The sequence below is a fragment of the Acidovorax facilis genome (assembly GCF_023913775.1).
GTDB lineage: Bacteria > Pseudomonadota > Gammaproteobacteria > Burkholderiales > Burkholderiaceae_C > Acidovorax > Acidovorax facilis.
Genome location: NZ_JAMXAX010000170.1, coordinates 1 through 11,334, shown reverse-complemented (window position 1 = coordinate 11,334; position 11,334 = coordinate 1). Strand labels below are relative to the sequence as shown.

General features: G+C 66.2%; 8 protein-coding genes. 5 read left to right on the top strand and 3 right to left on the bottom strand.

What is annotated here, in order from left to right; genetic code table 11:
• Both NFX52_RS27365 and NFX52_RS27360 read left to right on the top strand, forming a co-directional pair.
• A partial coding sequence (locus tag NFX52_RS27365) for a hypothetical protein (RefSeq protein ID WP_238385591.1) occupies positions 1 to 187 on the top strand: 187 nt, incomplete at its 5' end.
• A 245-nt stretch (positions 188 to 432) separates the two neighbouring features.
• The gene (locus NFX52_RS27360) at positions 433 to 1,743 is read left to right on the top strand and encodes an HD-GYP domain-containing protein (protein ID WP_207402009.1); all 1,311 of its coding nucleotides are present in this window, start codon (positions 433 to 435) and stop codon (positions 1,741 to 1,743) included.
• 9 nt (positions 1,744 to 1,752) lie between these two features.
• Here NFX52_RS27360 and NFX52_RS27355 read toward each other — a convergent pair whose 3' ends face one another.
• Positions 1,753 to 2,358, bottom strand: coding sequence for an IPTL-CTERM sorting domain-containing protein (locus NFX52_RS27355; protein ID WP_055398075.1), 606 nt, complete (start codon positions 2,356 to 2,358; stop codon positions 1,753 to 1,755).
• Between the two features lie 187 nt (positions 2,359 to 2,545).
• On the opposite strand from NFX52_RS27355, the gene imuA reads away from it, so the two are divergent.
• The 3 genes from imuA to NFX52_RS27340 are packed head-to-tail and all read left to right on the top strand — an operon-like array spanning position 2,546 to position 8,226.
• The gene (imuA, locus tag NFX52_RS27350) at positions 2,546 to 3,430 is read left to right on the top strand and encodes a translesion DNA synthesis-associated protein ImuA (RefSeq protein ID WP_055398076.1); all 885 of its coding nucleotides are present in this window, start codon (positions 2,546 to 2,548) and stop codon (positions 3,428 to 3,430) included.
• A complete protein-coding gene (locus tag NFX52_RS27345) occupies positions 3,393 to 4,946 on the top strand; it encodes a Y-family DNA polymerase (RefSeq protein ID WP_055398077.1) in 1,554 nt (517 codons plus the stop codon). The genes imuA and NFX52_RS27345 overlap by 38 nt, the downstream gene beginning before the upstream one ends.
• A gap of 16 nt (positions 4,947 to 4,962) precedes the next feature.
• Entirely contained in the window at positions 4,963 to 8,226 is a 3,264-nt protein-coding gene (locus tag NFX52_RS27340; protein WP_252635910.1) for an error-prone DNA polymerase, read from the top strand.
• Between the two features lie 42 nt (positions 8,227 to 8,268).
• Here the strand turns inward: NFX52_RS27340 and NFX52_RS27335 are convergent, their stop codons facing one another.
• Positions 8,269 to 8,784: a M23 family metallopeptidase gene (locus NFX52_RS27335; RefSeq protein ID WP_055398079.1), complete on the bottom strand. Its 516-nt coding sequence runs from the start codon at positions 8,782 to 8,784 to the stop codon at positions 8,269 to 8,271.
• Between the two features lie 43 nt (positions 8,785 to 8,827).
• Positions 8,828 to 11,119: an AsmA family protein gene (locus tag NFX52_RS27330; RefSeq protein ID WP_242701199.1), complete on the bottom strand. Its 2,292-nt coding sequence runs from the start codon at positions 11,117 to 11,119 to the stop codon at positions 8,828 to 8,830.
• Positions 11,120 to 11,334 lie beyond the last annotated feature (215 nt).

The window sequence follows — 11,334 nt, the reverse complement described above, 5'->3', positions numbered from 1 at the left end:
AAAGCCGGGTCAAAAAACCATTCCTGAACCGGGTTCGGTGAGTCGCCTTGCGGGTTCGGCTCATCGATGGGTTGAACTGTACGCGGGTGAAGTCCAAAGAAAAACCACCGAGTCGCAAACTAACTGTTCCAGTATTGGAAACAATGCCGCAAGAGAATTTCAGGGTTTACCCAAATTTTTAGCCTGAAAAGAAGGCTTGAACCGCTTTTGCATGCAATGAATGAAGCGTTTATCCGGAATGGTGATCCATAGCTGCAGGACGGGCTGAATCGGGTGGTGAATGGCGTGCAGGGAAGTCTCCCGGCCTTGTGAAACACGGGGGGGCGGCGACTGGGCCTTGATCTGGCTCAAGACTGTGTGGGGCCCGGGTATTTTTCGTGGATGCCCCTCGGGGGAACGCCCTATAGTCCTGAATATGCTTTTGTTTTCTGCATGACGGACACCCTTGCGCCTGCGGGCATCGACACTTCGGACAGCCCCCACTACTTGCGCGCGTTGACCGACATGGCTGACCGGCGTACGGTGGTTGCTGACGCAGCCATTTACACCGACAAAGGTATCAAGCTGGTCGAAAAAGGCGCGCGCATTGACAGCCGCCTGTATGACCGCCTAGTGCAGCACAAGCTGCGCGAACCCATTGACCGTCATCTGTCCATCGAGAATCCCGTGGACGTACCCGCTTTGCTCGCGGCGGGGCAGGCCATGAGCGAACAGGAGGTGCTGCCCAACCTGCTGGCAGAAGCCCTCGGCTCGGCGGCCCGGCTGCTGGCGCCGCTGCGCTCGCTGCCCTTGCCTCCATCCATGGCCTGCAAGCTCACTGTGATGCGCGACCAGCGGCCCGAACTGTTTCAACACAGCCTGCAGATGATGGCGGTGGCCGTGTTTCTGGGCATCAAAAGCGGTCTTGCTGAGCGCGACTGCGCCCATCTTGCGGCAGCAGCCTTGCTGCACGATCTGGGTGTGCTGCACATGGATCCGGCCTGGGACGATCCCGACCACAAGGTCGTTGGTGTTCAGCGCAAGCATCTGGTGGCGCACCCCATCACCGCCATGCTCATGATCCGCGATACCCAGGTCTATCCCCGGGCTGTGGATGTGGCGGTGCTGGAACACCACGAGCGCATGGATGGCAGCGGCTACCCGCGTGGCCTTGCCGGTGCGGACATCTCTGTCCTGGGCCGCATCCTGTTGCTGGCCGAGGTGGTGGCGGCGTTCTATGAAAAATACGACGACATGCCCGCGCAGCGCCTGTCGCTGGTGCTGCGGCTGAACCATCGCAAATTTCCATCGGCCCTGGTGGCGCACATCCTGCCCCTGCTGCAGGAAGAAGTCGCCCGGGAATCTGCCCTCATGCCGCTGGGCAACGATGCCTCGCGCCAGATCGACCTGCTGGCCGAAGCTTTTGAATGCTGGGATCAGCTCAAGACCGCACTGCCTCCCGAAACCAGTGTCAAGGCACTGCCGGGAAGCGCCTTTGTGTTCCTCGATGCACGGCTGCTGGCTTTGCAAAAAGCCTTGCTGGAGGCCGGTTCACACCCTCGGCAGCAGGGTGAACTCATGGCCCAGTTGCAGGGCGATGCCATTGGGATGGCTGAAGTGGCGCTGGTGGGGCGCGAGGCGCTGTGGCAGCTGCAAAGTATTGTGAATGCCAGCTATCGCCGCTGGCCGCAGCTGGCAGACCGCGCCACCCCTGCGGATGCAGCGGTGGCGGATTGGTGTGATTGGGCAGTGCGGAAGCTTTGAAAAGGGTGGTCAGCCCACCCGGCTTCGCTGCCAGAACCGATGGTGCATCGCCCAGCCCGCCATGAGCACCGCGAGGACCAGCAGCCCCCATTCAGACAGCGTCGGAATGGATGCTGGCGGCGCGATGCCGATGTGGACCGTGAATGAATCCGCTGTCGGGCCCGTGCCCCAGGTCCAGAGATAGGTGCCCGGTGTGAGTCCCAGGCTGGCCAGCGAGGTCGCAGTCCAGGTGGCCGAGGACGTGAGCGCAGAGCCCGAGACGTAACCTGTCGGGGCGAAGACGAAACCGGGCCCTGTGCTGTCCAGGCCCACCATGTCGCCAGATCCTGCATTCGCCCCGACAGGGCCTCCGCCTCCGAACGCTGGTGGGCCGGATATCCCCAGGTAGGCGTCCACGGTGCCAGCCGTGCCGGTGAAGACCAACCCAGCCGAAGCAATGACCCCGGGGGACAGAGGCCCGCTGCCCGCAGGCGAGAGGGCCCCCAGATTCAGGCTGCCACTGCCACTGGCGACCACATTGCCACCGCTTTCAAAAAAGTAGAGCGTATAGGCCGCGAACGTGTTGCTGGACAGGAGCAGCAACAGGGCGACTGCTGCCGATTGGATTGTTTTCATTCAACGGACCCTCTCTTTTCTGTCCTGCCCATTGTAGGGAGCGTGGTGTGCGTTGGCCCAGTTTTATAGGGCCTGGGACGCGTTGCCTCCAAAAGCCCCTCACCCCAAAGTCTTCTCCGCCAGTTGCCCCGCTGCTCGAAATACTGGTTATATTTACAGTATTCATATTGTTCTTCTCGTCTTCGCCATGCCTGCGCTACGCCACTCCCTGGGGGTTGTCGCGTCCGATCTGCCATTGACCGTGCCCGGTGTCTGGCATGCGGACGCATTGGGTGCGGGCCAGTTGCAGGTGCAGTCCACCGGTTATGGTCCTCTGGATGCGCAGTTGCCCGGTGGGGGCTGGCCGGTGGGGGCGTTGAGCGAGGTGCTGCAGCCCCTGGCGGGCCTGCACGAATGGCAGCTGGTGCTGCCTGCCCTGGTACAGGCCACTGCCCCGCGCTCGGGGGCGGTGGTGGTGGTAGCGCCGCCTTGCGAGCCTTTTGGACCGGCGCTGCAGGCCCAGGGCTTGTCAGCCGAGCGGCTGTGTGTGGTGCGGGCCGATGCCGCCGCTGCGCTCTGGGCGGCAGAGCAGGCGTTGCGTTGCCGGGAGGTTCTGGCCGTGATGGCCTGGCTGCCACAGGTGCAGCCCGCAGCCCTGCGCAGGCTGCAACTGGCAGCAGCGCAGCAACGGCAACTGCTGTGGGTGTTTCGCCCGGCCAGTGCTGTGGCGCAGGCCTCACCAGCCTTGCTGCGGCTACAGGTGCAGGGGATGGCCATGCCGGGAGGTGTATGCACAGTCCCCGGGATGCAGGTGCACATTCTCAAGCGCCGGGGGCCGCCCCTGGCGCAAGGGCTGGATCTGCCGGGCTGTCATCCCCGGCTGGCCCAGGTGCTGGCGGCCCAGGCCGGGCGCCGACGTGCAGCGCAGGTGGATGCTGGCAGTACCTTGGTGGCAGGTCGCCTTGCTGCGGCAGCCAAGGCATCGGGGGCGTTGCCCATGCGCCCTTCATTGGAGCCGCTGGTGCCGTTGGGGGCGGGGCCAGAGGGGAGGGCGCATGCACTGGATCGCGCTGCCATTGCCCTGGTGCGATGAGGCATCCGCACCGCCTGCAGGGGTTGTGCACACCGCTGCGGCAGGCTGGTGGGCCCTGCGTTTTACCCCGCGTGTGGCACTGGTGGATGCAAAGGCCGTGCTGCTGGAGGTGTCCACCACCGAGCGGCTGTGGGGCGGGCGCGAAGTGCTGCTGGCCCAGGTGCTGCAGGCCTGGGTCTGGGCCGGGGCATCTGCCAGGGGCTCTGCCCCCCCCGCTGCCCAGGTCGCTGGCGAGTGTGGGCCAGCAGGGGAAGGGACGGCGGTGGGCGCACAACCGACGGGTGAACCCGTGATCTGGGGCAGTGGCCCCACCGCCCTGGTGGCGCAGGCCCGGCTGCGTATGGCGTTGGCGGGGCAGGCTCTCCCTGCACAGGGGCCGCTGAGCCTGCCTCTGCACACTCTCACAGCCTTGCGCCCGCATGTGGCCAGCCTGGAGCGCATGGGCTGCCGCACCTGGGGGGCACTGCGGGCGCTGCCCCGCGCCGGGGTGTCGCGGCGTTTTGGTGCGGCGGTGCTGCGGGTGCTGGACCAGGCCCTGGGGGATGCCCCCGAGGCCCACGCCTGGCTGGAGCTGCCCGAGCAGTTTGTGCTGACGGGCGAGTTGCCTGCGCTGGCAGAGTCGGCCGATGCGCTGCTCTGGAGCTCCAGCCGCTGCCTCACGGCCTTGCAAGGCTGGCTGCAAGCGCGGCAGCAGGGCGTGCTGGGCCTGGAGCTGGCCTGGCGCCATGACCTGCGGCGCATCGATGGTGTGGCCATCGCCCCCACGCAGGCGCTGCAGGTGCGCACGGCCCAGGCCACGCAGGACATGGGGCATCTGCGGCGCCTGTTGTCTGAAAATCTGGCGCGCACCACGCTGGCCGCGCCGGTCAATCAGATCACGCTGCGTTTGCTGGAGGCGGCCCCGCTGCCACACCGCAGTGCGAGCCTGCTGCCGCCCGACCATCTGGGCGGCGGAGACCCTGCTGGCGCCCAGGGCGAGGCCTTGCACCAGCTGCTGGAGCGCCTGTCAGCCCGCCTGGGAGAAGACCAGGTGCAAGCCCCGGTGCTGCAGGCCGACCACCGCCCCGAATGCATGCAGCAATGGCGCCCTGCGGCCGAGGTGCTGCGCGTGACGGCGGCGGCCACAAAGCACGCTGCAGCCCGGAATGCCTGCGCCAGTGTTGCCGATGCGGCGCTGGATGCAGCCCCCGATGCCCTGCTGCTGCCCACCTGGCTGCTGAACCCGCCCCGGCGGCTGGCGGTGCAGGGCAACCGCCCCTGCCACCACGGCCTGCTGCGTTTGCTGGCCGGGCCCCACCGCTTTGAAGCGGGCTGGTGGTCTGCGGCCGGGGAGGGCGCAGGCCCGGCCCCCGGTGAAGGTGCCCTGGCCTTGCGCGACTACTTTGTGGCGCACAACGATGTGGCGGGGCTGGTGTGGGTGTTCCGCGAGCGGCTGGCACCAGTGCCTTCAGTGTCTGATGGCCCCCCAGCCGCCGTGCGGCCCCATCGCTGGTTCCTGCATGGGGTGTTTGGGTGATGTCTGCGGAGGCTCCATGGGGCTGACACCTTCCTCTGCATCGCCTGCACCAGCCACCGTGCTGCCGGGCTATGCCGAGCTGCACTGCCTGTCCAACTTCAGCTTCCAGCGGGGTGCATCGCATCCACAGGAACTCGTGAAGCGCGCGCTGGCGCTGGGCTACCAGGCCCTCGCGCTGACGGACGAATGCTCGGTGGCGGGTGTGGTGCGCGCCTGGGAGGCCGCCAAGGAATGTGGTTTGCACCTCATCGTGGGCAGCGAGTTTTTGTGGGGTGACGACCTGCGGCTGGTGGCCCTGGCGCGCGATGCCGAGGGCTGGGGCAACCTGTGTGAGTTCATCACCGCGGCCCGTGCGGTCGCATCCAAGGGGCAGTACCACGTGGGCCCGCGCAGCCCCTGGGGATTGCTGCAAGGGTGCGAGTTGCTGCTGGCGCCTATCCGGCAACGCTTTGATGCTTCTGATTTGATAGCTGTTGGCGCTTGTCTATCCAGCGCTAGAGGCCAATTTGACTCATATTTTGATGGCCATATCTGGCTGGCGGTCGAACTGCACCTGGCCCCGGACGACAGCCTGTGGCTGGCCACGCTGCAGCGTGTGGGTGCGGCGCTGGGCTTGCCGCTGGTGGCGGCGGGCGATGTGCACATGCACGCCCGTTCGCGCAAGCCGCTGCAGGATGTGATCACCGCCGTACGCCTGGGCCGCAGCGTGGGCGAATGCGGGTTTGCGCTGCAGCCCAATGCTGAGCGCCATCTGCGCCGACGCGTGCGGCTGGCGGGCATCTATCCGCCTGAGCTGCTGGACGCCACGCTCACCGTGGCGGGGCGCTGCCAATTCAATCTGCAAGAGATCAAGTACCAATACCCGCTGGAAACCGTGCCGCCTGGCATGACGCCTGCGCAGGCACTGGCCTGGCTGGTGCACGAAGGGGTCAGGGGGCGCTACCCACAGGGCGCGCCCGACGGGATTGCTGCGCAGATCCGCAAGGAGCTGGATTTGATTGCGGACTGCAAGTACGAGATGTACTTTCTCACGGTGCACGATATCGTGCGCTACGCGCGCAGCGTGGGCATTCTGTGCCAGGGCCGGGGTTCGGCGGCCAACTCGGTGGTCTGCTACGTGCTGGGCATCACGGCGGTCGCCCCCGAGGATTCGCACCTGCTGTTCGAGCGCTTCATCAGCAAAGAACGCAGCGAGCCGCCCGACATCGACGTGGATTTTGAGCACGACCGGCGCGAGGAGGTCATCCAGTACATCTACGCAAAATACGGCCGCGAACGCGCCGCCATTACCGCCGTGGTCACCACCTACCGCACGCGCAGCGCCCTGCGCGATGTGGGCAAGGCGCTGGGCGTGGCACCGGTGCTGGTCGATGCCTTTGCCAAGGACCACCACTGGTTTGATGAGCAGTTCGCCACCGACCGGCTGCAGGAACTGGCCCAAGGCCTGGGCGTGCCGTTGCACCGGCACACGGCTCAGCTGTGGCTGGAGCTAGCGGCGGACCTCAAAGGCTTTCCGCGCCACCTGAGCCAGCATGTGGGCGGCTTTGTGCTCACGCAGGGCAAGCTCACGCGCCTGGTGCCGGTGGAGCCCGCGAGCATGGAGCACCGATCCGTCATCCAGTGGGACAAGGACGACCTGGACACCATGGGCCTGCTCAAGGTGGATGTGCTGGCTCTGGGCATGCTCAGCGCGCTGCGCCGCTGCCTCAACCTGCGCGAAGCTCTGCGCGGCGAGCGCTGGGACCTCCAGGGCATTCCGCGCGAAGACCCCGCCACCTACGACATGATCTGCGCCGCCGACACCGTGGGCGTGTTCCAGATCGAAAGCCGCGCGCAGATGAGCATGCTGCCGCGCCTGCGGCCGCGCGAGTTCTACGACCTGGTGGTGGAGGTGGCGATTGTGCGGCCCGGGCCTATTCAGGGTGGCATGGTGCATCCCTACCTGCAGGCGCGCGAACGCAGGCGCAGGGGTGAGCCACTGCAATTGGAGAAGCCCGAGCTGGAAGAGGCCCTGGCGCGCACGCTGGGGGTGCCGATTTTTCAGGAGCAGGTGATGCAGATCGCCATGGTGGCAGCTGGGTTCTCTGTCGGCATGGCGGACGATCTGCGCCGGTCGATGGCGGCCTGGAAGCGCAAGGGCGGTGTGCACCGGTTCGAGCGCCCACTGGTTGGAGGCATGGAAGCGCGTGGTTACCGTACCGAGTTTGCCCAGGCCATCTTCCAGCAGATGCTGGGCTTTGGCGAATATGGCTTTCCTGAAAGCCACGCCCACAGCTTTGCCTTGCTGGCCTATGCCAGCAGCTGGCTCAAATGCCATGAGCCCGCGTGTTTTCTGGCCGCGCTGCTCAATTCGTTGCCCATGGGTTTTTACACCGCCTCGCAACTGGTGCAGGATGCGCGCCGCCACGGCGTGCGTGTGCTGCCCATCGACGTGACCTGCAGCGACATCGACTGCACGCTGGAGGGCACACCAGAGCCGCTGAGACCTGCGCGGGGGCTGGGCGTGCCGCCACTGCCGCAGCCCGCTGTGCGCCTGGGCTTGCGGCTGGTGGGCAGCCTGCACAAAGATGCTGCCGAACGACTGGTAGAGGCCCGCGCTACAGGCCCTGCCTTTGTCAACACCGAAGACCTGGCCCTGCGCGCACAGCTGAGCCAGCAAGACCTACAGGCGCTCGCTGCAGCCGATGCGCTGGCGGGCCTGTCAGGCCACCGGCGCCAGCAGATGTGGGAGGCGGCCGCGCAGCACACGGCACCGCCCCTGCTGCGCGATGTACCCGTGCACGAAGCGCCCCTGCAACTGCTCGCCGCGCCCGAGGGCGAAGAGATTCTTTTCGACTACGCCGCCACCGGCCTCACACTGCGCCGCCACCCGCTGGCCCTGCTGCGCCCGCGCCTTGCGCGCTGGCGCCTGCAGACCGCCCTGCAGCTGAACACCGTGCCCCATGGCCGCAAGGTGCGCGCCTGCGGCATCGTCACTGTGCGCCAGCGCCCCGGCACGGCCAAAGGCACGATGTTCGTCACGCTGGAGGACGAGACGGGTCCCGTCAACGTGATCGTGTGGCCTGCGCTGGTGGAGACATGGCGCAATGCGCTGCTCAGATCGCAATTGCTGGCGGTGGAGGGCGTGTGGCAGTGCAGCGTGCCCGAGGGGGAGGGGGCCGATGCGCCATCGCCATCAGCGTCGGTAGTGCGCCACCTGGTGGCCCAGCGCTTCAAGGACTTGACACCGCTGCTCGGTCGCATGGCCCAGGCGCTGCAGGGTAGCCGGGACTTTCACTGACCCTCAGAGCTGCTTCGGATCATCCTTCTGACTCCCTTGCGGTCACCGCTCCAGCAGATAAGCGTGGGGGTCGATGAAGAACGCTTTTTTGACGCCCTGCGTAGCGCCATCCACCTTCCACAGCACGGGCAGCATTCGCACGATGGAATAGTGCAGGTGTGGCGGCTTGCCCTGCGCGTTGCCGCTGGCGCCCAGCGTGCCAATCGCCTCCCCAGACGCCACGAAGGACAAGGCGTCTGTGCCGATCGAGTCCAGGTGCGCAAAGTAATGCAACCGCCAGCGCGGCCCGAGCATCAGCACCACCTTGCCGCCTTTGGCGATTTCTCCTGTGAACAGCACGACGCCATCCGTAGTGCTCAGCACTGGCGTGCCGGTCTTGCCAAAGATGTCGATGCCCTTGTGCACACCCGAGCTGCCCCAGGGTTCGAACCAGAAGGACTTGGAATTCCAGTCTTTTGCGGAGGCCCCGGCCACAGGGATCTGGATGCGCTCCGGCAGTAATAGGCCCGCCACCAGCACGGCCAGCAGGGTGAGGCCCAGAATCTTTGCAATTTTCATGGCGCGATTATTCCGCGCTCGCAATCGTTGCAGTCGCTGTGTATCAACGCGAAGGGTCTGCCTTGCTGGCGGCCTGCCGTGCCGGCTGCGAGGCCGTGCCGGCTGCCCCCTGGACTCCGGGCTTAACAGGCTGCTGGGCCAGGTTCAGCAGCGGTTTGCAATGGGTGTCGTCGTCTGCCGCCGGCACGGTGATGGGTACCAGGGCCAGCGCGGCAGGGGCCACCACAGCAGCCACCACCGCAGCGCCTGCGCGCAGCAGCAGCGGCCCCGCCTCGACGCCCACATCCGGGTTGCCAAACGTGCCCCTCACATACAGGGGGGAACGCAGCGAAAAGAACTTCCATTGCAAGGATTCGGGCTTGATGCGCAGGTCCAGTGCCTCGGTGCCCAGGTCGATGGTGCCCGTGGCCTCCACCACGGCATCGTCGGTGCTCATTTTCACGACGCGGGCGGTTGCCAAGCCATCCACCACCATGAAGTCGGCCACCGCGCAGCGCAGGTGCACTTCCTTGTTTTCGCCAAAGAGCTTGCCCACGATGATGCTGCCCACGTTGAGCGCGGCCAGGTCCAGCATCTGCTTGCTCAGCGTGCCCTCGCGCACATACAGGCGCATCTCGCCCGTGCCGTGGCCCAGCAGTACGGCCATGCTGTTGCCGGTACTCTCCAGGGCAATGGCTCCGTCCATGCGGCCAAAACTTTTCTTCATGAGCTGCACTTTGGGGAACAGGGCCGACAACTGCAGTCCCTGCACGGTGCCGCGTATCTGGGCCTTGAGGGGGGCGCTGCGGCCATCGATGGTGACCTGCGATTCGATCTTGCCCTCTGCCACGCCAAACGTGAGGGGCGCCAGCCTGAGCTGCGCGTTTTCCATTACGGCGCGTGTGCTCAGGTCCTGGAGCGGCAGGCTCTCGGGGCGGATGATGTGGCGTCCCTTGAACACGATGTCCATGTCCATGGCATTCCACCGCTCGGCCGCAAATTGCGAATCCGGCAGCACCTTGCCACCCTGGCTGCGGGTGCGTTGCGTGTTGCCGGACAGGCGGGTGCCCAGCGTCGGCCCCAGGTCTGCCAGGCGCAGCTGGTTCGATGTCATGGTGCCGGTGAGCCGGGGGCGCGGTTTGCCCGAGGTGTATTTCAGCGACCCCTGCAGATCACTCTGACCCACCTTGCCGCGAAAATCGTTGTACTCCCACACCGCGCGTTCAGGCTCCAGACTCCCGGTAAGCCGTCCGCGCGTTTCGAACGCCGGGGTGTTGGGCAGCACCAGCCCGGTCAGGTCGTACAGATCGGCCATGCTGCCGCCCTGGAGGAACACCTGAAAATCCAGCCCCGAGAGCGCCCCGGGGTTGGCCAGCACCCCTTCGGCCGACAGTGCCACGCTGCCCGCGCTGGCATCAATCTGCAGCGGATAGTTCACCACCTTGTTGCGCAGGCTGATGACCTGGCCCGCGCGCCCCTGTCCCTTGACCTGGGCCTTGGCATAGCGGCCCTGCAGTTCAAAGCGCAGGCCATAGGGCATCGCCCCCTGGGAGGATGTGCGGGGGGCCGCGATCGCTGCAGTCGGGGTTGTGCCACTGGCGGCGCTGGCGGAAGCCTTGGCGGCCGGGCTGCCGGGTGGGCTGGTGGGGGCAATGGGCTCCGTTGTGTCAATGCGCGCCTGCAGGTCCAGGTCTTTCATGCCATCGGCATAGGCCAACACGCCCTGCTTGAGCACGAGCCGGTCTACATCGAAGCTCCACCCGCTCCTGGGGCCGTCCTTGCGCTCAAAGGTCCAGTTGTTGGTGCCATCGGCGGTGCGGGCCAGCGCCACCTGGGGGCTGGTGAGTGCCACGGTGTCGATCGACAGGTGCCGCGCCAGCAGCGGCAGCAGGCGCACCGTGGCGGTGGCGCTGCCAATGCGGGCCATGGTGGGCGCCTCCGGCAGATCGGCGTTGTCCTTGGGAGGCGTTTTGACATCGGCACGCTGGAAGGGGGGGGTGAACCCTGCCGGGTGGTCCATCACCAGACGCTCGGCCTGGACGGTGACGCCAGGTATCCATCGTCGCCATCCTTCCTCCAGGGGTTGGGGCCAGTGCCAGGCTGCCGACAATTCGCCCTCAATCGCAAAGTGCCTGCCCGTTGCTTCGCTGACTTTTTCGTTGACCCAGGGTTTTGCACGGTTCCAGTCGATCACGGCCAGCAAGGCGCCGAGCAGCACCAGCAGCGCGGCCACTACACCCAGGGCCACCAGCAACCACCGTGCTACACGTCGACCAACCCCCGAGGCGGGTGCGGGGTGGCCGGTGGACGCGGCAGGGCGGGGAAGATCGGCAGAAGGCGTGGTAGGTGACGGCATGAAGGGTGTATGGGTTATGGCTGCATGCCACAGAACAGCCATGCTGCACGGGACATGGGTAGGTGCTGCGTTTGCTCATGCGGCACCGGGCCTCCTGGGTTCATGCTAGCCCGCATTGGCGCGCCCAGTGGCAGTGCAGGCGCAACTGCCGCCCTTGTCCTACAGGCGGAAAACGGTGCTGCCACGCCCTAAAATCCGCGCACCATGCACAACCC

Coding starts and splice junctions, on each gene's coding strand:
- NFX52_RS27335 (WP_055398079.1), bottom strand. CDS start 8,784: ATGAAAATTGCAAAGATTCTGGGCCTCACCCTGCTGGCCGTGCTGGTG.
- NFX52_RS27345 (WP_055398077.1), top strand. CDS start 3,393: ATGCACTGGATCGCGCTGCCATTGCCCTGGTGCGATGAGGCATCCGCA.
- NFX52_RS27340 (WP_252635910.1), top strand. CDS start 4,963: ATGGGGCTGACACCTTCCTCTGCATCGCCTGCACCAGCCACCGTGCTG.
- NFX52_RS27330 (WP_242701199.1), bottom strand. CDS start 11,119: ATGCCGTCACCTACCACGCCTTCTGCCGATCTTCCCCGCCCTGCCGCG.
- imuA (WP_055398076.1), top strand. CDS start 2,546: ATGCCTGCGCTACGCCACTCCCTGGGGGTTGTCGCGTCCGATCTGCCA.
- NFX52_RS27355 (WP_055398075.1), bottom strand. CDS start 2,358: ATGAAAACAATCCAATCGGCAGCAGTCGCCCTGTTGCTGCTCCTGTCC.
- NFX52_RS27360 (WP_207402009.1), top strand. CDS start 433: ATGACGGACACCCTTGCGCCTGCGGGCATCGACACTTCGGACAGCCCC.